The organism is Pectobacterium colocasium (assembly GCF_020181655.1).
In the GTDB taxonomy this organism is placed as follows: domain Bacteria; phylum Pseudomonadota; class Gammaproteobacteria; order Enterobacterales; family Enterobacteriaceae; genus Pectobacterium; species Pectobacterium colocasium.
Genome location: NZ_CP084032.1, coordinates 3,052,528 through 3,073,299 on the forward strand (window position 1 = coordinate 3,052,528; position 20,772 = coordinate 3,073,299).

The window sequence follows — 20,772 nt, forward strand, 5'->3', positions numbered from 1 at the left end:
TGCGCACTCGGCGCTTAACCCATTGCTAATATCTGATTAGCGCGTTGTGCATTATCGTCGACGCTGCTAATGACTTTCATCTGCATTTCAAAGCGGCGAGCATTGGCAATCATATCGACCATAGTATCGACCGTGTTCACATTACTGCCTTCGATTACACCCGGCATAATACGTACGGTAGGATCGTTTTGCAGAACATTACCACGTTGTTGCTGAGCCTGTTGCGTCAAGCGGAATAATCCGTCATCGGACCGCTCAACTTCTTGTCCGGTAGCTTTTACAAGCTTCAAACGCCCCAATTGGGCAATCGTATTTGGCGGATCACCCGCATTAAGCGCAGAAATTGTACCGTCAGGAGAAATACTGATCTGAGCCTGCGGAGGAATATCAATCGGCCCACCGTCGCCCATCACTACACGCCCCTGGATAGTTAACTGCCCATCAGCGTTGATCTCCATATTACCATTACGGGTGTACGCTTCACCGCCGTTAGCGGTTTGTACTGCCAGCCAACTCTCTTTCGGTAAGGCGACATCCATTGCACGGCCAGTATAATTCATCACGCCTTCAGTCATATCAGCGCCAGGCGTTGAAGCAACAACCAGCGTACGGGTAGGCAATGTCAGCCCATTGACCGGTACAGCGCGCAGTGCTGAAAGCTGTGCCCGGAACCCCGGCGTTGAGGCGTTCGCCAAGTTGTTCGCAGTAATCGCCTGTTTTTCCAATGACTGGCTCGCGCCACCCATTGCCGTATAAATTGCGTGATCCATGCAATGTCCCCGTTAGGATAATTAACGCAGGCTAACCAGCGTTTGCAGAATGGAATCCTGCGTTTTGATGGTTTGCGCATTCGACTGGTAGTTACGCTGCGCAACGATCATGTTGACCAACTCTTTACTTAAGTCAACGTTCGAACTTTCGGTGGATTTGCCGATCAGCTTACCCAGGCTCCCAGAGCCAGCCAGACCAACCACCGCCTGACCAGAGCTTGCTGTTTCAGACCAAGCGTTATCACCCTCAGGTGACAAACCCTCTGGGTTGGCAAAACTAGCCAGCAGGATCTGACCCAACGCCTGTTTCTGACCGTTGCTATAGCTACCTTCGATCGTGCCATCATCATTGATAGCAAAACCAGTCAGCGATCCTGGGGCGTAACCGTTCTGGGTTGGGCTCTTATAGCTATATTCGGTATTTTGCTGCACGCTGCCAGTCAAATTAAGCGTAAACTGCCCATTCGCCGCACCATTGGTCCCTGTGAGGGTGATGTTGAAAGGCGTATGCCCTGTTAACGCCCCATTAGAAGCAAAGTTCAACGTTCCTGCGTTTTGATAATTAGCAGGACTAACAGAGTCATCCTTGGCATAGGTTTGCCAGGTATTATCCGCCGTTTTGACAAAGTACAGGGTAAAGTTGTGCACGTTACCCTGACTGTCATAGGTTGTCAGCGCCGTTTTACTATTATACGTACCTTCCGCACCAGGCGTTGTGGCCCAGGCGCTCGTTGGAACCGAATCTGAAGATTTCAGGTTAGCAACAATTGACGCCGTTGTTGTTTGGCTCGCCAGCATGTCACCATCGGGAACAGTCAACGGTACTGGGTCGGCACCCGTTTGAACAACTGGCGGCGTTCCCGCAGTCGGATACCCAGTTAATTGCATCCCCTGAGCGTTAACGATATTACGACCGTTCAGCATAAACTGACCATTACGGCTGTAATAGATGGAACCATTAGTATCTTGCAGACGGTAAAAACCGCCGCCGCTGATCGCGATATCCAGATCTCGTGAAGAGGAAGTTACGGTACCATTGCCGAAATCTTGCAATACCGATGCAACCTTAACACCCATACCCACTTTAGAACCTGCAAACATATCGGCAAATGTGACAGTACCGGATTTAAAACCCACTGTTGCTGAGTTAGCGATGTTATTACCGATAACATCCAGGTTATTAGATGCCGCGTTTAAGCCACTGACCGCCTGAGAAAAACCCATGTCGTTCTCCAGATGAATTGATTAAGTCATATTCTCGGTAATGCGTTTCACCGGAATACTGTGAAATTTATAGCGTTACAGAATCTGCCTGACATCGTCCATGGTGGCCCTGCCACGTAGTCCTAAATCCAGCAATGCACCACTCTCGCCGCGAACGACACTATTTACCACCGCATAGCTCAATGGCTGAACAACTTGCTGTGCGCCGCCCGTGCTAGCAGCGACAGTGAAGGTATAGGCCCCATCAGGCGCAACCGTGCCATCAGAAAGTTTACTATCCCAGTTAAATGAGTGAACGCCAGCCGAAAGCGTCCCCAGCTCGATTGTACGAACGGCTTTACCTGTCGCATCATTAATAGTGACGGTAACCACTTCTGCAGCTTTCTCCAGTTCCACGCCAAACGGTGTGCTGGTTTCTTTACCCACGAGAATGTCTTTTCCTGGGATCATGACACTGTGGCCAATCAGCGTTGTCGCCTGCATGGATTGGTTGTTATTGATTTGACCAGAAATAGAACCTAGGGTGGTATTCAATTTTTCAATACCACTCACCGTATTGAGCTGGGCAAGCTGGCTGACAAGCTGATCGTTGCTCATTGGGTTCGTCGGGTCCTGATTTTTCAACTGTGCCACCAGGAGGGTCAGAAACTGATTCTGTAGGTCGGCAGCGCTGCTAGTAGTGCCAACAGATGAGGTAGTACTCGATGTACTCTGTGTTTTTGTTGCCGAGGAAGTATCATTAATGGTTACAGACATTATTTCGTCTCCCGATTATTGCCCGATCGTTAACGTCTTCAGCATCATCGATTTTGTCGTATTCAAGACTTCGACGTTTGCCTGATAGCTGCGTGATGCAGAAATGGTATTTACCATCTCAGCCACTGGGTTAACATTCGGCATGCGAACGTATCCCTGTCCATCAGCAAGCGGGTTGCCTGGTTCGTAAACCAGACGTGCAGGTGATGGGTCTTCAATAACATTAGCAACGCGCACACCGCCAGTTGACTGGCCTGGGGCCGCATTCACTTCGAATACAACCTGCTTGGCGCGATAAGGTTCGCCATCAGGACCCGTGACGCTGTCTGCGTTAGCCAGGTTGCTGGCGCTCACATTCAGACGCTGAGATTGCGCAGAAAGCGCTGAGCCTGAAATTTCGAATATATTTAATAACGACATGAATCTTTACCTTCTCATCGCGCTACGATCATGAACCTGATTGCAAGACCGACATCATACCTTTAATCTGCCCACCCAGAACGGTCAGGTTGGTTTGATATTTCAGGCTATTATCGGCAAAATTAGTACGTTCCCGGTCCATATCGACCGTATTACCATCCAATGCAGGCTGATCGGGCACACGATAGAGCAAATCAAGTTCCGGCGGCTGAAAATTCTGTGCCGGTATATGCCGTACAGATGTGGTTTTCAGCGCGATACCTGTGCCGTTCACCCGCCCTTGCTCCATCGTTTTACTGAGCTGGCTGGCAAAATCGATATCCCTGGCTTGATAGCCTGGTGTATCCGCATTAGCAATATTCGCGGCCAGAATTTCCTGCCGCTGGGCACGCAAGTTCAACGCTTCCTGCTGGAACCGCAACGAGGCGTCTAATTTATCAAGCATGCTCCCTCCGCAAGTTAGAATTTGGAGTGGGTAGGATAATTCTCATTATGGCTATGCCATCGGACGAATAGACACCAAATGCAGCGCTATTTATTGCCTTAACCTTGCGCTGACATCGTTACACTTATTGCCCGACATAATCGGAATCAGGAGCGCTGAACTGGAATGAAAACAATATATTATTCTCTCTGTCTGGCGGCGTCCTGTTTTTTCACCCTGTGTGCTCCTGTCAATGCAAACGACCTTCCGGCACAAATTAACCAATTCTTTGCCTCACGCTTTCAGGGAAGCCCAAACACCGTTAACGTTGTGATAAAATCGCCAGAGTCACAGTGGCCACAGTGCGAAGCGCCCCAAATTACGTTACCCGGGAATACGAAAATGTGGGGTAATGTGAGCCTGTCCGTACGTTGTGGGCAACAACGCCGCTTCATTCAAACCGAAGTGCAGGTCACGGGGAGTTATGTCACCAGTTCCCGGCCGATAAACCGCGGGACAACACTGACGGAAAAAGACATTCGTTTGACAAAAGGCAGACTCGATTTATTACCGTTGCGCCCTATACTGACGTTACAGGGCGCACAGGGTGCAGTCCTTCTACGCGATCTCACTCCGGGTCAGGTTATTACAGCTTCTATGATCAGACGCGCCTGGGTCGTTAAAGCAGGTCAGTCAGTGCAGATTATCGCTCAGGGAGAAGGTTTCACGATTAATGGCGAAGGAAAAGCCATGAACAACGCGGCAACTGGGCAGGCAGTCAGAGTCAGAACGGCAAATGGACAAATAATCAGCGGAATTGCGAACGACGATGGGATTATTCTGATCTCACAGTAATTAATTAAAGATTTGCTCACGTTTGCCGATGATAGTTACAGAGTCATTACTGACGACGTTTTAAAATTGAACACCAATGTGATGAAAAATCCTTCAAAACATTGATGATTAACTATTTATCCTCAAATCAGAGGGATGTATTATGAGTATTGAACGCACCCAGTCACTGAAGCCGGTCAGTCAAGTGCAACAACGCGAATCTGGCGATATCGCTAAAACTAAACTTAAACAGGCTGAAGCACAGTCTGAAGTCAGCGCCACACAGGTAAAATTGAGTGATGCGCAGGCAAAATTAATGCAGCCAGGTACGCAGGATATCGACATGAACCGTGTTGAAACGCTGAAGCAAGCCATTCGTGATGGTTCACTTAAAATCGATGCCGGAAAAATCGCGGATGCATTGTTAAAAGAAACGCAGGATTTTTTAGCTGGTAATTAACACTTATGGAAAATCTGCAATCGATTCTGGAGCAACTGCTGCACAACCTGCGTGAGCTTGATGCAGTCATGTCTGACGAGCAAACATTGCTTTGCGCGGGGCATATTAATAGTATCGCTCTGCAACAAGTGACAGAGAATAAAACCTCCTTGCTGGCTACTATGCAGCATCTGGAAACACGACGTCATCAAACTGAATCAACACTTAAACTGCAAGCACCTTATGATGGCATTGAAAAGCTGTCTGCTTACTGGCAGCAGATACAAGAGTTAACCAGACGTCTGAACGATCAGAATAAGCACAACGGGCTCCTGCTGAATCGGCATATTGCCTATACCAATGAAGCGATAAATATACTGAAGCCCCGTCATCAGGGACTATATGGTCCTGATGGCCAGTCGAAAGGCGTAACAGTAGGCGGTAGAAAAATCACGTTCTAAAAGTCTCTGCATTTCAGCGGAGACTTTTCATTACTAAAACAGAAATTCATTTAAAAATAGCTACTTGTAGTTTACCGCAATATCTATCTTACGGACGCTGAACGTACGGTTAATACGTCCATTCCCTGCAATATAGTAGACAAAACGAAACTCATTGTTAGCCGCCAGGCCCTCAAATGCCTGAGTCTGTCCGTCACCACTTCCGCCTAAATCAACACAGCGCTGCGGCGTTTGTGAACAAAGCTTAACCACAAGCCCTGTCGGTATCTCTGAATCAATAAGATGCCGCCAATATATTGTCGTAATGGTTTCTTCTGGCTTAAGGGCGATGTTCGGAGAAAAAGCCGACGTCGTCACCATTTCACCACGGTAATCCAGTTTTATTCCGGCCATACTTCCGTTCCAGCTACCCGGCGTCGCCATAGCACAGAGCGGAAGTGCCAACACAGTTACAGACAGAAAGCGTATCACCGTCCTCACTTCTGAGCTTCCCCTATAATCGATGTCATACGGATCTGACGATGATCGCTGATTTCCAGATTAGAAAGCACGGCCATGTTTGGCAGGCTACGATGCAGGAAGCGGGCAAGCAAAGCACGCAAAGCATGGTTCACCAGCAGAACTGGTGGAGCCCCAAGCATTTCCTGCCGCTGTAGCGCTTGTTTTGCCTGTTCCAGCAGGCGATCGGCAAGCCCAGGCTCGAGACCACCGCCTCCCTGCAGCGCCTGCAACAGAAGACGTTCCAGCGATCCTTCTAGGCCGATAACCTGAAGTTCGCTGTCTCCCGGGAACCACTGCTGAGTGATAGCACGTCCCAGAGCAACCCTGACTACCGTAGTGAGTTCATAAGGATCTGGCTGCACTGGCGCATGTTCAGCCAATGTCTCCATGATAGTGCGCATATCCCTGATAGAAACTCTCTCACTGAGCAGATTTTGCAAGACTTTGTGCAACGTTGTTAGCGTCACCACGCCAGGAATAAAATCTTCGGTCAATTTTGGCATTTCTTGCGCAACACGTTCCATTAACTGCTGAGCTTCTTGTCTGCCAAACAGCTCACTGGCATGTAATGCAATTAAATGGTTCAGGTGTGTTGCCACCACCGTGCTTGCCTCTACGACCGTGAAGCCTTGTGCTTGAGCTTGTTCTTTCAGGGCATTATCAATCCAGACTGCTGGCAGCCCAAACGCAGGATCCTGCGTGATGTCTCCAGATAACGAACCAACCGCGTTACCCGGATTGATTGCCATCCAACGTCCAGGATGTGCCTCACCGCTTCCAACCTCAACCCCTTTCATCAATATGCGATAGCTGGCAGGCTGAAGCTCTAAATTATCCCGGATATGGACCACTGGCGGTAAATACCCCATCTCCTGAGCAAATTTCTTCCTGATACTACGAATCCTACCCAGTAGCTCGCCATCTTGTTGTGCGTCAACCATTGGAATCAAACGATAACCCACTTCCATGCCCAGCGGGTCTTCAAGCTGTACGTCAGACCAACTGGCTTCAATGACCTGATGTTTTTCCATCGCTGCTGGCATCGGCTGTATCACAGGTTCTTTTTGTTGTTCACCACGCATCCACCAGGCAAGCCCTAACAAAGATGCCGTGAATAATAGAAAGACAAAATTAGGCATTCCGGGAACCAGCCCAATAAGCCCGATCACAGCCGCACTCAACACCATAACTCGCGGGTTGTTGAACAACTGAGTGACCATCTGCTCGCCAACATCCTGATCGGTACTCACACGAGTTACAATAACACCCGCAGCGGTAGAAATAATCAGAGCAGGAATCTGGGCAACCAGGCCGTCACCGATGGTAAGCAACGTATAGCTTTCCGCTGCCTGACCTACTGGCATGTTGTGCTGTACAACACCGACGATCAACCCACCCACAATATTGATGACCATGATAATCAGTCCAGCGACAGCATCGCCGCGCACGAACTTACTGGCACCATCCATTGAACCGTAAAAATCTGATTCCTGAGTCACCTCAGCACGGCGTTTTTTCGCCTCTTCTTCACCAATGATCCCAGCATTAAGATCGGCATCGATCGCCATCTGTTTACCTGGCATACCGTCCAGCACAAAACGAGCGCCTACTTCAGCAATACGCCCGGCACCTTTGGTGATAACCATGAAGTTGATTAAGACAAGAATGATAAAGACCACAATACCGATGGCGAAATTCCCACCAACCAGAAAGTGGCCAAATGCTTCAACTACCTTACCAGCAGCAGCGGTGCCTGTATGGCCTTCCAGTAAAATAATACGGGTAGATGCAACGTTGAGTGACAAACGCAGCAATGTAGAAAACAGCAGGATAGTAGGGAATGCAGCAAATTCCAGCGTCCGCTGCGTGAACATCGCAACCAGCAATACCATGATGGATAGTGCGATGTTAAAGGTAAAAAGCAGATCCAAGATAAATGGCGGCAGCGGCAATACCATCATGGAAAGTATCAGCAGGATCAGTATAGGTCCGGCTAATATTTGCCATTGGGTACCTTTCATATTACTCGGTAAACGAAGCAAAGAGGCCAAATTAGCCATCAGTAGTATTCTCTTTAGCAAAATCCAGCGCATCAGGCACTGGTAAATGTTTCGGTTTTCTAGGAATTAATCCACCTTCCCGCTTCCAGCGTTTCAGTTGATAAACCCAAGCTAAGACTTCTGCGACAGCAGCATATAACGCAGCCGGAATGTGCTGCCCGACCTCTGAATGACGAAATAGCGCACGCGCCAACGGTGGCGCTTCTAAAATAGGGACACGATGCTCGGCCCCCAACTCACGAATACGCAATGCGATCTCACCTGCACCTTTAGCCAATACTTTCGGTGCATTCATTTTTTTCTCATCATAACGTAATGCTACCGCATAATGTGTCGGGTTAGTGACTATCACATCAGCCTTAGGAACATCAGCCATCATTCTGCGTTGGGCTATCGCCCTCTGTTGCTGACGAATACGACCTTTAACATGAGGATCGCCTTCACTCTGCTTGTGTTCATCACGAATTTCCTGCTTGCTCATCCGTAACTTTTTGATGTGGCTCCAAACCTGCCAAAACACATCAAAAGCGACCATGGGAATCAGACCCATGATGATGAGAAAGCCACACATTACTGCCAACTCTAAGGCATCACCTAACGCCGCAATCGGCGATTCGGATATTAAATGCAATATTTTTGGCCAGTTATGAATCAAGAACAAAGTACTAATGACCCCAACCATGACTGATTTTAATATTGCTTTAAAGAGCTCAGCCAGTGATTGAGCAGAAAACAATCGCTTCAGCCCAGAAATAGGATCTAATTTTTTGAAGTCAACTTTTAATGATTTGGTACTAAATAGCACCCCACCGAGCAGCAAAGGCGCAGAGAGTGCAACCAACACAGCCCCAAGCATAATAGGCATTAACGCCGATACTGCCTGACGTAATAATGAACCAACATGCCGTAGCATTTGGGTATCATCGCCAATCGTTGCGTAATCAAAATTTAACGACTGTGAGACAATTCTGGCCAACCGACCAGCCATCGCATCACCACCTATCCATAAAATAGCCAAGCCCGCGACCATCATCAGAACAGAAGTCAGCTCTCGAGATCGTGGGATCTGGCCTTCTTCACGCGCCTTTTCCTCCTTTTGGGGAGTGGGGGCTTCTGTTTTTTCTAGATCGCTATCATCTGCCACTATGGCGTTCCTGTTACGACTTTCAGGATAGGAATTTGCTGCCTAGCATGACAAATATGGAAAAGTTTTATGGCTGGAACAACGAGAAAAACCAACGCTTCTTTAACGAATAGTACGGATAACAAGGCGGGAAAAAACGGATTTAGCTATTTATGGCCATAGATACTGGCCATAAATAACTGGGCGACGATGTTCATCCTTTTTTCATGAAAGGGAATCACTCCCTTTCATGAAGCAGGATGCATTAGAACCCAAGGCTATCCAGAAGGTCATCAACCTGATCCTGATTGGCAACAATACCTGCTGCACCTTTATCCAACTGTGGCCCATTCAACAGGCCATCATTTGCACGCTTAGGTGCATCTGGTTTTTCTGGGATATTTTCCAGCAACACCATCAGCAGTTGTTTTTCAATCTCCTGGACAACATCCATCATACGCTTGATGACCTGACCGGTAAGGTCCTGGAAATCCTGCGCCATCATAATTTCCAACAGTTGAGCGTTGGTAAATGAGGTATGCTGTGGTACATCTTCAAGATAGCTACGCGTATCCGTCACTAATTCACGCGCATCAGCCAGCTCGATTGGATTCTCAAACCATTCATCCCAACGAACTTTCAGAGACTTAGCATCAGCTTCTAGTTGGTTTTGACGTGGCTGTGCAGCCTCTACGCAGCTCAGCGCACGCTCTGCCGCTTGCGCAGTCATCTGGACAACATAGTCAAGACGATCACGGGCATCAGGAATAGCTTCTGCTGCTTCTGCTATCGCATTATCCAGCCCCAGCTCTTTCAAGCTGTCGCGCAGCATACGAGTCAATTGGCCAATACGCGAAATGATCTCGGTTGCTGAAGCAGTATCGTTCACGGACGGCATATGTGGCGTCATAAGATCCCCTTACATACCCAATTTTTCGAAAATCTTATTCAGTTTTTCTTCAAGGGTAGCTGCAGTAAATGGTTTAACTACATAGCCGCTAGCACCCGCTTGTGCTGCAGCGATAATGTTCTCTTTCTTCGCTTCCGCCGTTACCATCAGCACGGGAAGGCTGGAAAGTGCACCGTCAGCACGAATAGTCTGGAGCAGCTCCAGTCCATCCATGTTGGGCATATTCCAGTCAGAAATGACGAAATCAAAAGCACTAGCGCGAAGCTTGTTTAGCGCATCAGCACCATCTTCTGCCTCTTCTACGTTATTAAAGCCCAGTTCCTTCAGCAGGTTACGGACAATTCGGCGCATCGTCGAAAAATCATCCACTACCAGAAATCTGAGTTCTTTATCGGCCATACCTACTCCTAAAATATTTATTGCTCACCGAGAGCTGCTTATATACGTAATGCCTGTCCGGCAGAGATTTGTGCCAACATGCGCTGGCTCACCTGGTGCAAATCCACCACTTCATCAACGCCACCCATAGCAATCGCTTCACGTGGCATCCCGAAAACCACACAACTTGCTTCATTTTGGGCCAGAGTATAAGCACCAGCCTGATGGAGTTCCAACATGCCGGCCGCCCCATCATTGCCCATTCCAGTAAGGATTACCCCTACGGCATTTCGCCCGGCGTATTGTGCAACCGAACGGAATAACACATCGACTGATGGACGATGCCGATTAACGGGAGGTCCATCATTTAAACGTACCTGATAGTTTGCTCCGCTACGCGCCAGTTCAAGATGGCGAGCCCCCGGCGCAATGTAGGCATGACCAGGAAGAACACGTTCCCCGTCTTCTGCTTCTTTCACCGTAATCTGACACAGCTTATTCAGCCGCTCAGCGAAAGACTTCGTAAAGCCTGGCGGCATATGCTGTGTAATAAGTAATGCAGGGCTTGTCGGCGGCAGAGGCTGTAATACATGCCGTATCGCTTCCGTTCCCCCCGTTGATGCGCCAATCGCGATCAATTTCTCACTACTGAGTAGCGGCATATGCTGAATAATTTTTGTTGGCTCTGCTGCGGTACTACGCTGCGGCAAACGCGCCTTCGCTGCCATGCGAATTTTTTCCGCAATCAGCTCGCTATACGCCAGCATCCCCTCACGAATGCCTAACTGAGGTTTGGTGACAAAATCAATCGCACCAAGCTCCAAAGCGCGCAACGTAATTTCCGACCCTTTTCCCGTCAGGGACGACACCATGACAACCGGCATCGGGCGCAAACGCATAAGCTTCTCAAGAAAATCCAACCCATCCATACGTGGCATTTCAACATCCAGCGTTAACACCTGAGGGTTGAATTTTTTAATCAAATCACGAGCAACTAATGGATCTGGCGCAGTCGCGACAACTTCCATATCGGAATGGCTATTAATTATTTCAGTCATGATCTGACGCATGAGGGCAGAATCATCAACGCATAATACTCTTATCTTGCTCATTATCTTTCCTTAGCCAGCCCGTATACAGTTTGCCCACGCAAATAGAATTCGCGACTGATCTGGCTGAAATTCTCTGAATGCCCGGCAAATAACAATCCCCCCGGTTTAAGCATCGGGACGAATCGACGGAGAATACGCTCCTGAGTTTCTTTATCGAAATAAATCATTACATTACGACAAAAAATAGCATCGAATGGCGCGGGAACAGACCAATCAGGCGCGAGCAGATTTAGTTGTTGGAAATGTACCATTGACGCAAGCTCAGGACGAACGCGCACCAAACCACTATGTGGCCCAGTACCGCGTAAAAAGAATCGCTGTAGCTGCTGTGGAGAAAGAGAGCGCAACTCTTCCTGACGATAGATGCCAGTCGTTGCTTTTTCTAATACCTGGGTATCAATATCACTGGCCCATACCTGGCATCCACTCGCTTTATTACCTAAGACTTCTGCAAGCGTCATCGCCAGCGAATAAGGCTCTTCCCCTGTTGAAGCCGCCGTACTCCAGATAGTGTAACCATTTGGACGTTTTCTGGCATGCTCCGCCAAGATAGGAAAATGATGCGCTTCACGGAAAAACGCCGTTAGGTTAGTGGTTAAGGCATTAACAAAAGCCTGCCATTCTGCACTGTTAGGATCTGACTCCAATAGGGCTAAATACTGACCGAAATCATTGATTCCAAGCAAACGGAGGCGTCTAACTAAACGGTTATAAACCATTTCGCGTTTGTGATCGGCCAGGACAATACCGGCACGCTGATATATTAATTGGCTGATTCGCCGGAAATGCGTGTCCGACAACGGCAAGCGATCAACCATCTGCGTCAGAATAGAGGCAGATTCAGGGCGATTTTGCGATGGTGTACTTTTCATATCAAACCGCTCGAATAGTGTTTTTTGCTATGGTTTTTTTCAATCTGAACTTTCCTTTACAGCTAACGCAGGTTTTTTATTGTCATTCGTCAATTGCTCATCGCATGGCGATTAAAACTGACACTGTATTGGTAATACGCTCTACACGTTCTGCAAGCAGAGCCGGTTAGCGTGTTCGTTCTACCAAAGCCACATGCTGTCGGGTGGCATTTCCCTCTCATCACAGCTGTGCTACCTGCTTTATTCTTTGGCTTTAATACCAAAGCCAGCCTCACCCCATCATATCCATAACATAAGTTACAGATTGAACAATACCATGAATTATCCTGCGTCAAATTACCATGAGCGATATCGCTTACAAACCCAGACACGCAGCGATAAATTACTCGCATATTCGTTTTTCAAATTATGCAGAGTAAACAATCACCCAGCCACCTTAATACATAAGTGGCTGGGGATGGGCTCAGTAACACGCCTACAGCTTGGTTATTTATAGCCTATACGACGGTTTTTATCAGAATGTTTCCCAATTATCATTGGATGAACCTTCTTTCGCTTTCTTACCGCCATTTGCTGATGGCGCCAGTAATACAGGCTTTTGGCCCGTCGTTACTGGTGTCGTTCTTCTAAAAGACCCCGCCTCTTCAGACAGACGGAATACAGCAACAGCCTGATTCAGCACTTTAACCTGTTCTTCCAAAGCAACCGCTGCGGCCGCAGACTCTTCAACCAAGGAGGCGTTTTGTTGCGTTACGCGATCCATTTCAGTCACAGCCTGACCAACCTGATCGATACCTTTACTTTGCTCATCTGAAGCTGAGGCAATTTCGCCCATGATATCTGTTACACGAGTGACCGCACTGACGATTTCTCCCATCGTCTCGCCGGCACTCTCAACCAGTACAGAACCTTCATCGACTCGGCTGACAGAATCTTCAATCAGACTTTTAATTTCTTTCGCAGCCTGAGCACTACGCTGTGCCAAACTACGCACTTCGCCCGCAACAACCGCAAACCCACGGCCTTGTTCCCCTGCTCTGGCCGCCTCAACTGCCGCGTTCAGTGCAAGAATGTTGGTTTGGAAAGCAATACCATCAATCACACTAGTAATATCGGCAATTTTTTGCGAACTTCCAGCGATATTGTGCATAGTTTTGACAACATTATCGACGACCTTGCCGCCCTTCTGCGCCGTTTCTGATGCACTCAGCGCCAACTGACTGGCCTGACGAGCATTTTCCGCATTCTGTTTAACGGTTGCGGTCAACTGTTCCATACTGGCTGCGGTTTCTTCCAGCGAGGCTGCCTGCTGCTCTGTACGCGAAGAAAGATCGTTATTTCCAGCGCTAATTTCTGTTGCGCCGGTATAAATCGCATCGGCCCCCTGCCGAACCGCGCTAACCGTTGCAACAAACTCACTTTGCATATGGCGAATACTGTCAGCCAGAATCCCCATTTCATTGCTGCTGTGAAAGTGAGTTGTTTTTGTCAAATCACCTTTCGCAATGTGACGAATGTGTTCAACAATATTATTTAGCGGCCTGATTAATAGTTGTTGAATACCAATCCAGGAAATCAGAGCTAACGCAAAAACCAGCACGATAATGAAACCAAGGATCCAGAGCGCAGAGTCGTAAGCTTCATCGTTTTTCGCTATGCCAGCCTGATAAAGCTTATCGCTTTCAGCTTTATAGGCATAATACGCTTTTTCAAAATTATCCTGAAAACGCTGTGTTGGTTGCTCAATAAATTTTTTAAATTCCCCTGCATTCAAAAACTGAATTAATTCGGTTAACGCCCCATTAAGAGCCACATAATTCTCTTTTACTTCCCGAGCGATACTTTCATTCTGACGAGCGTCTTGTGGCACGTTTTCATAGCGGGAGAAAAAATCGTTAGCGACGGACAGTTGCTTTTGGGCCGAAGCCAAAAGCTCTTTCCCGCCCACACCGGCTCCCGTACCGCTTGCATCGAGCGCAAAACGCGTACCCGCGCGGTTAAGTGTATTGCGGGTCTGTAATAAATATGACCATGCAGAATCTAGCTCTGAACGCTTCTGGTTAATCACCTGCGTTGAGCTGAAGATATCCTTATCATTTTTTAATGCACTGAAGAATAAACCACCAGAAATAAGTTGCAGAGCTCCAAACAACACCAGTACAAGCATCAAACCTGTGACAACTTTTATACGGTTAAACATATAACGCCTTTTGAGTAGACCAACCACCGATGATATCGGCATTATTTTGGATATCTTTACGAATTTCTGAACAGACAAGGATACGGCTAAGGAAGGTTTTCGGGGCCACTTTCGTAGCCCCTGAAGGCCGATGGATTAGGCTTTCAATACGCTATCAACCAGCGCCATTTCTTCGCTGCTCAACAGTTTTTCGATATCAACCAAAATCAACATTCTCTCGCCCAGAGAACCCAAACCAGTCAGGTACTCTGTTGATAGGGTTACTGCAAACTCTGGTGCAGGGCGAATTTGATCTGCGGTCAATGACAACACATCCGACACGCCATCAACGACAATACCCACAACACGCTGACCAAGATTCAGAACGATAACAACCGTGTTGTCATCATATTCAACGTCCTGCTTGGCGAATTTAATACGCAAGTCAACGATCGGTACAATAACGCCGCGCAGATTGGTAACACCTTTGATGAAGGAAGGTGTGTTGGCAATGCGCGTTACCTGGTCATAACCGCGAATTTCTTGTACTTTTAAAATATCAACGCCGTACTCTTCGTCACCCAGCGTAAAAATCAGGAATTCCTGTCCTACTGTTTCGCCAGTTAATTTCGTGACGCTTGCAAGTCCAGTCATGTTTTCCACCCTTTATTAACGATCTGTTTTATTAAGCAGCAGTTTCAACCACACGCTTTTCACGATTAAGCGCTTGTAACGCTGAAACATCCACAATCAGCGCAACACTGCCATCACCAAGAATGGTAGCGGCTGAAACGCCTGGTACCTTGCGATAATTACTTTCCAGGTTTTTAACGACGACCTGATGTTGACCGATCAACTGATCAACCAACAAGGCATAACGCCGGCCTGCACTCTGCAGGATCACGACTATACCCTGAGTAGCATCCGTTTTAGCCCCATCCACATCAAAAATATGGAATAGCTCAACGAGAGGTAAATATTCACCACGAACTTGCAGTACGCGCTCGCCACCGGCTAATGGGTACAGGTCTTCCGACTGCGGCTGCAGGGATTCCATGACAGCATTAAGCGGGAGAATAAAGACTTCATTGTTAACTTTAACGGACATACCATCGAGGATGGCTAACGTTAATGGTAACAAGATTCTGATAGTCGTACCTTTTCCAGCCTGGAAATGGATTTCGACATGCCCACCCATTTCCTGGATATTCCGCTTAACCACATCCATGCCGACACCGCGACCAGAAACGTCTGTAACCTTCTCTGCAGTGGAGAAGCCAGGGGCAAAAATCAACATGCCCACTTCTTCATCAGACATCGTGTCGCTCACGGCTAACCCTTGAGACAGGGCTTTAGCCAGAATTCTTTCGCGGTTAAGACCTGCGCCATCATCAATAACTTCAATACAGATGTTACCGCCCTGGTGTTCCGCAGAAAGCGTCAAGTTACCCACCGCAGATTTACCTGCAGCAACGCGTTTATCTGGAGATTCGATACCGTGATCAAGACTGTTACGTACCAGGTGTGTCAGAGGATCGATAATACGTTCGATCAAACTCTTATCCAATTCAGTCGAACTTCCCATCAGCGTTAACTCGACCTGCTTATCCAATTTGGCAGCCAGGTCACGGACCAAACGAGGGAAACGGCTAAATACATATTCCATCGGCATCATACGGATAGACATGACCGATTCTTGCAGATCGCGAGCGTTACGTTCCAACTGCCCCATACTGTTGAGCAGGTCGCCATGCGCCACAGGGTCGAGTTCGCTTGAGCGCTGTGCCAGCATAGATTGCGTAATGACTAACTCACCAACGAGGTTGATAAGCTGGTCAACTTTCTCAACCGCTACACGAATACTGGTATCACCGGTTTTTGCTTTATTTTTTCCATTTTCCGGTACAGCTTGCGGTTTTGCAGCCGCTGGCGCAGACGGAGCTACGGGTGTCGGAGCTTCAACAACAGCGGGTATCTCCACAACTTCAGCGACGACAGGTTGGCTGGCTACGGCAGATTTGAAGCTGATTTGCTCAGGTTCAAGAACAAAACACAGTACAGCACTAATATCGTCTTCGCTTTCAGACGTGACCAATGTCACTTCTACGCTGGTGTCAGTCTGGTGAGGATCTTTAACGGTTCCCAGATTACCAAGCTCTTCCAGCATCTGAGGTATTTCCTGAGATTTCAGGCCAGTTAATGCAATACGCATCTCACCTTTACCTGCAGCGCTAGAGGCTGGGCTGGCGGTATGCTGTGCAGCAGGTGCCTCTGCCTGGGCAACGTCACCATCAGCTTTAGACTCCAGAGCAAGCTGGCGCAGGGCCTGACAGATATACTCAAAGCTTTCAGCATTGGGTTCCTGCGCGGTTTTATAAGCGTCCAACTGATCCTGCATAATGTCTTTTGTTTCCAGAAACAGGTTGATGATATCAGTGCTAAGACGCATTTCTCCGCGTCTTGCCCCATCGAGTAAATTTTCTAAAATGTGTGTAGTTTCCTGCAATACTTTAAAACCGAACGTGCCTGCCCCCCCTTTGATGGAGTGAGCTGCTCGGAAAATCGCATTCAATTGCTCGGTATCAGGCTCTGACGGATCCAACAATAATAAATGTTGTTCCATATCTGCCAGTAATTCATCTGCTTCATCAAAGAACGTTTGATAGAAAGCACTCATGTCCATGCTCACGTGGTCACCTCTGCTGTGAATCGCGGCTTATTGAGAAGGCGTCGCCTGACTATCGGGCGCAGCAGGCAACGCAGTGGTTGGCTGTTGACGCTCTGGAGCAGGAACTCCATTAGTTGGTTGTGGCGATACACCACCACTTCCACTCGTATTATTATCACTATTTTCGGCAGCCGGAGTGGTAGGTTTAGGCTTATCCAACTCCATATTTTGTAAATTTTCCGCCTTGTCTATATTTACAGCAGAGCTTTCTGCATTTTCTTCTTCAATATCCTTTTGAGCTTGTCTGCTCAATACCAGCAAACTGATGCGTCGGTTAATCGCATCATTTCCACTTGTCGCCTGTTTAAGGTTCATTGTCGCAGCCATACCCACCACGCGCAAAACTTTTCCTTCAGACAAACCACCAAAAATAAGCTCTCGACGTGATGCGTTGGCACGATCTGCAGACAATTCCCAGTTACTATACCCACGTTCCCCTGTCGTATACTGAACATCATCGGTATGGCCTGAGATGCTCAGCTTGTTTGGAAAGTCATTCAGGATAGGCGCTATCGCACGCAGGATATCTCGCATATAAGGCTCAACCTGCGCGCTCCCGGTTTTAAACATTGGGCGGTTTTGACTGTCGATGATTTGGATGCGTAACCCTTCATCGATCATTTCAATTAGCAGATGTGGACGCAGTGCGCGTAGCCGCGGATCGGCCTCAATTAACTGATCCAGACGTTCACGCAATCGATTAAGCCGAACTTCATCCAGCTTTTTTTCCACGTTGTCTGTTTTGATGGCTTTTTTGACTTCACCGTCTTGCTGGGTTGGATCGTTTCCTCCACCCGGAATCGGGCTGGAACTGTCGCTTGATTTAGAACCTGAAGTTAACGCAACCTTTAATGGGGTACGGAAATACTCTGCAATTTGGGCCAACTGCATTGGTGTAGAAATTGCGATAAGCCACATTACAAGAAACAATGCCATCATTGCTGTCATAAAGTCAGCGTAGGCAATCTTCCAGGAGCCACCATGGTGGCCCCCATGTCCAGACTTACGCTTTTTGCGAATAATGGGATGTTGATGTTTCATGCGTTACTGTCCGACGCTTGCTGAGTCGGCGATTTCACACGACGAATGTGTTCTTCCAATTCGGTAAAGGAAGGACGCTCCGTTGAGTACAGCGTTTTACGACCAAATTCAACGGCAATTTGCGGAGCATAGCCATTAAGGCTAGACAGTAAAGTGACCTTAATACACTGTAATACTTTGATTTTTTCTGCGTTTTTTTGACGCAGCAATGCGGCCAATGGAGAGACAAAGCCGTAAGCAAGTAAAATCCCTAGGAAAGTACCCACCATGGCGTGAGCGATCATCATCCCCAGCTCAGCAGCAGGTCGGTCAACATAGGCCAGCGAGTGAACCACGCCCATAACGGCAGCGACGATACCAAATGCAGGAAGACCATCCCCCATCATCGTCAAACTGGAAGCCGGCACTTCACTTTCATGTTCAATCGTTTCGATTTCTTCATCCATGAGCGTTTCAATCTCAAACGCATTCATGTTGCCGCTGACCATCAAACGCAAATAATCGGTAATAAATTCAACGATGGTGTTATCAGCAAGGATGTTCGGATAGCTAGAGAAAATTTCACTCTCACGAGGGTTATCAATATCAAACTCCAGGGAAAGCATGCCTTGCTGGCGGGATTTGGCCATCACACGAAAGAGTAAGGACATGAGATCCATATATAATGCTTTATTATACTTGGAACTTTTGACCAAAAGCGGTAACGCACGTAGTGTTGCTTTTATCGCCTTTCCATTGTTACCCACGATGAAAGCACCTACCGCAGCACCACCGATAATCAGCAGCTCCGAAGGTTGATAAAGCGCCCCCAAGGCCCCACCGACCATGAGATAACCGCCGAGTATCGAGGCCACAATTACGATATAACCCAATATAACCAGCACAAGGAATCCTTATAATAAAAAAGGTGGGCGGAAAGTGAGATAAAACTGCGGAGCCGTAGCCGGGATGTTCTTAAAGGAGAAATCTATCACTGCCTGCACAACCAACAGTGATAGATTCACAAATCGCTACAGGCTCAGACTGCGTGTTTTACCTGTTCATCCAGCAGTTGAGGTATTATATCGGCAAGATTTTGCGAAAGTTTACGCTTTTTTACCGCTCTGGAAGGGGGTTGGCACAAACTACAAACAAAACTGTTTTTAGGTTGATGAGCATGAGTAATGAACATCCCTTTGCAGCAATTGCATGACGACAGTTGCAGCATACCGCTGTCAACAAACCGGACTAATGTCCAGGCTCGCGTCAATGCCAACAGTGGAGAATCGCTCTGCGGCGCACACTGTTCGAGATAAAGCCGGTAAGATTTAATAACCGCCTCAACACCACTGCACTGTCCATTCTTGATTAAAAAGCTGTATGCGTTGTAGAACATTGATGAATGAATATTCTGTTCCCAGGTCATAAACCAATCCGTTGAAAAAGGTAGCATTCCCTTGGGCGGCGGACTTCCTCTCAGTTCTTTATACAGTTTAATCAAACGTCCGCGACTTAGCTGAGTTTCACTTTCTAACATCTGTAAACGAGCGCCAAGCGAAATGAGTTCCATTGCTAATTGGATATCTTTCGCTTCCTGAACAATACTTTTCTCCGCCATTACTTATGCCCTTTTCTTAGGCAGGTTTTCTTCTTTCGAAGTTAACTGTTGTAATAAGTGGCTCGACAACAGAATCCCGGTATGAATTTGCTGTAAATCATCCACGCGCGATTCCTGAGTCAACACTTTGATTGTATTGTGATCGTTAAAACGGAAATGGCATATCAACTGGTTAGTTTCTGCCAATTTCACCATCTGCGGTAAAGTCAGTTGCATCAAGGTATCTGCCATCTCGTCATTGATTCCAAGACGGAACATAGCAGAAGCTTTTTCATCATTAATTAAGCGTTGCGCCAGTAACAAATAAGACAGATTAATGTCATAAATGTGTTTGAGTAATTCAGAGGTACCCATATTTCCCATCCCGACAGGCTATGTTTAAAACATAAGTTAGGTGATAGACCATATCGCCCAGTTCGAAAATCACTCTCCATTGATGGCATAAAAAACTATCGGTGCCAGATACTGCGAGTTACTACTTTATCATTTCTTATTCGGGCAATCGTTACTTGCCAACTTTACGCATCACGCTGCGAATCCGTTCATCCGTTGCTTTTTAGTTCCATCCAGGAGACCCACTCCAATCAAAGCATAGGATTAATCCTAAAACAGCGCAACTGTACCGCCTAATCCATAGCACATACAACGCGACTGAATAAGGATTTTGGTCATTATGTGATACAGATCACACAAATGAAAGCATTATGAGCCAAACCGTGTCTGGTCAGATCACTTTTGCGCCTATTTTTACGCCAAAAACGCGCACGAAACGTTACAAAAAAGATCCTTGAAAATAATAAAAAAGAAACGATTTGCTTGCTATGTAAGTGATAGATATACAAAAAATCCCTTGCATCTAAAACGCACACCGTTATGTAAGTTTATACCTTTCACGAAAAACTTACACTTTTTACCCAAAAAACTCTTAGCTGCATGTTCTGAA

The 20,772-nt window shown here is 47.3% G+C and carries 22 protein-coding genes; 3 read left to right on the plus strand and 19 right to left on the minus strand.

What is annotated here, in order from left to right:
- Positions 1–14: 14 nt before the first annotated feature.
- The 5 genes from LCF41_RS13705 to flgB all read right to left on the minus strand — a co-directional run bounded on the left by LCF41_RS13705 (position 15) and on the right by flgB (position 3,615).
- Complete coding sequence (locus LCF41_RS13705; protein WP_010301656.1) at positions 15–770, minus strand: flagellar basal body rod protein FlgF; 756 nt, start codon at positions 768–770, stop codon at positions 15–17.
- Between the two features lie 21 nt (positions 771–791).
- Positions 792–1,994: a flagellar hook protein FlgE gene (gene flgE, locus LCF41_RS13710; protein WP_225085087.1), complete on the minus strand. Its 1,203-nt coding sequence runs from the start codon at positions 1,992–1,994 to the stop codon at positions 792–794.
- Positions 1,995–2,069: 75 nt separating this feature from the next.
- Positions 2,070–2,750: a flagellar hook assembly protein FlgD gene (gene flgD, locus LCF41_RS13715; protein WP_225085088.1), complete on the minus strand. Its 681-nt coding sequence runs from the start codon at positions 2,748–2,750 to the stop codon at positions 2,070–2,072.
- A gap of 15 nt (positions 2,751–2,765) precedes the next feature.
- Entirely contained in the window at positions 2,766–3,170 is a 405-nt protein-coding gene (gene flgC / locus LCF41_RS13720) for a flagellar basal body rod protein FlgC (protein ID WP_039347429.1), read from the minus strand.
- 28 nt (positions 3,171–3,198) lie between these two features.
- On the minus strand, positions 3,199–3,615 hold the full coding sequence (gene flgB / locus LCF41_RS13725) for a flagellar basal body rod protein FlgB (protein WP_039298683.1): 417 nt from the start codon (positions 3,613–3,615) through the stop codon (positions 3,199–3,201).
- A 165-nt stretch (positions 3,616–3,780) separates the two neighbouring features.
- Here flgB and flgA point away from each other — a divergent pair, with 165 nt between their 5' ends.
- From flgA to LCF41_RS13740, 3 genes are all read left to right on the plus strand, one after another.
- Positions 3,781–4,449: a flagellar basal body P-ring formation chaperone FlgA gene (gene flgA / locus LCF41_RS13730; RefSeq protein ID WP_225085089.1), complete on the plus strand. Its 669-nt coding sequence runs from the start codon at positions 3,781–3,783 to the stop codon at positions 4,447–4,449.
- A 142-nt stretch (positions 4,450–4,591) separates the two neighbouring features.
- The gene (gene flgM / locus LCF41_RS13735) at positions 4,592–4,888 is read left to right on the plus strand and encodes a flagellar biosynthesis anti-sigma factor FlgM (RefSeq protein WP_225085090.1); all 297 of its coding nucleotides are present in this window, start codon (positions 4,592–4,594) and stop codon (positions 4,886–4,888) included.
- Positions 4,889–4,893: 5 nt separating this feature from the next.
- Positions 4,894–5,328: a flagella synthesis protein FlgN gene (locus tag LCF41_RS13740; protein WP_225085091.1), complete on the plus strand. Its 435-nt coding sequence runs from the start codon at positions 4,894–4,896 to the stop codon at positions 5,326–5,328.
- A 60-nt stretch (positions 5,329–5,388) separates the two neighbouring features.
- On the opposite strand, the gene LCF41_RS13745 is transcribed toward LCF41_RS13740, so the two are convergent.
- The 14 genes from LCF41_RS13745 to flhD form a co-directional block, all read right to left on the minus strand.
- A complete protein-coding gene (locus LCF41_RS13745) occupies positions 5,389–5,751 on the minus strand; it encodes a flagellar protein FlhE (RefSeq protein ID WP_225088182.1) in 363 nt (120 codons plus the stop codon).
- 53 nt (positions 5,752–5,804) lie between these two features.
- Positions 5,805–7,889 carry a flagellar biosynthesis protein FlhA gene (flhA, locus tag LCF41_RS13750; protein WP_225085092.1) on the minus strand — a complete coding sequence of 695 codons (2,085 nt, stop codon included), beginning with the start codon at positions 7,887–7,889 and terminating at the stop codon, positions 5,805–5,807.
- Positions 7,882–9,033 (minus strand): flagellar biosynthesis protein FlhB, encoded by a 1,152-nt coding sequence (gene flhB, locus LCF41_RS13755; RefSeq protein ID WP_225085093.1) that lies wholly within the window; start codon positions 9,031–9,033, stop codon positions 7,882–7,884. Before flhB ends, flhA begins: the two co-directional genes overlap by 8 nt.
- A 244-nt stretch (positions 9,034–9,277) precedes the next feature.
- A complete protein-coding gene (gene cheZ / locus LCF41_RS13760) occupies positions 9,278–9,922 on the minus strand; it encodes a protein phosphatase CheZ (protein WP_225085094.1) in 645 nt (214 codons plus the stop codon).
- Between the two features lie 9 nt (positions 9,923–9,931).
- The gene (gene cheY / locus LCF41_RS13765) at positions 9,932–10,321 is read right to left on the minus strand and encodes a chemotaxis response regulator CheY (protein ID WP_005970714.1); all 390 of its coding nucleotides are present in this window, start codon (positions 10,319–10,321) and stop codon (positions 9,932–9,934) included.
- A gap of 38 nt (positions 10,322–10,359) precedes the next feature.
- Complete coding sequence (locus tag LCF41_RS13770) at positions 10,360–11,412, minus strand: protein-glutamate methylesterase/protein-glutamine glutaminase (protein WP_180742564.1); 1,053 nt, start codon at positions 11,410–11,412, stop codon at positions 10,360–10,362.
- The gene (cheR, locus tag LCF41_RS13775) at positions 11,412–12,284 is read right to left on the minus strand and encodes a protein-glutamate O-methyltransferase CheR (protein ID WP_198998679.1); all 873 of its coding nucleotides are present in this window, start codon (positions 12,282–12,284) and stop codon (positions 11,412–11,414) included. Before cheR ends, LCF41_RS13770 begins: the two co-directional genes overlap by 1 nt.
- A gap of 514 nt (positions 12,285–12,798) precedes the next feature.
- Complete coding sequence (locus LCF41_RS13780; protein ID WP_225085095.1) at positions 12,799–14,484, minus strand: methyl-accepting chemotaxis protein; 1,686 nt, start codon at positions 14,482–14,484, stop codon at positions 12,799–12,801.
- 135 nt (positions 14,485–14,619) lie between these two features.
- Positions 14,620–15,117: a chemotaxis protein CheW gene (gene cheW, locus LCF41_RS13785; protein WP_005970723.1), complete on the minus strand. Its 498-nt coding sequence runs from the start codon at positions 15,115–15,117 to the stop codon at positions 14,620–14,622.
- A 31-nt stretch (positions 15,118–15,148) separates the two neighbouring features.
- The gene (gene cheA, locus LCF41_RS13790; protein ID WP_225088183.1) at positions 15,149–17,140 is read right to left on the minus strand and encodes a chemotaxis protein CheA; all 1,992 of its coding nucleotides are present in this window, start codon (positions 17,138–17,140) and stop codon (positions 15,149–15,151) included.
- Between the two features lie 39 nt (positions 17,141–17,179).
- Entirely contained in the window at positions 17,180–18,232 is a 1,053-nt protein-coding gene (gene motB / locus LCF41_RS13795) for a flagellar motor protein MotB (protein WP_225085096.1), read from the minus strand.
- Positions 18,229–19,116, minus strand: a complete 888-nt coding sequence (gene motA, locus LCF41_RS13800) for a flagellar motor stator protein MotA (RefSeq protein WP_225085097.1) — start codon at positions 19,114–19,116, stop codon at positions 18,229–18,231. The genes motB and motA overlap by 4 nt, the downstream gene beginning before the upstream one ends.
- A gap of 134 nt (positions 19,117–19,250) precedes the next feature.
- Positions 19,251–19,829: a flagellar transcriptional regulator FlhC gene (flhC, locus tag LCF41_RS13805; RefSeq protein WP_015840815.1), complete on the minus strand. Its 579-nt coding sequence runs from the start codon at positions 19,827–19,829 to the stop codon at positions 19,251–19,253.
- Positions 19,830–19,832: 3 nt separating this feature from the next.
- Positions 19,833–20,183 (minus strand): flagellar transcriptional regulator FlhD, encoded by a 351-nt coding sequence (gene flhD / locus LCF41_RS13810; protein ID WP_015840816.1) that lies wholly within the window; start codon positions 20,181–20,183, stop codon positions 19,833–19,835.
- Between the last annotated feature and the right edge of the window lie 589 nt (positions 20,184–20,772).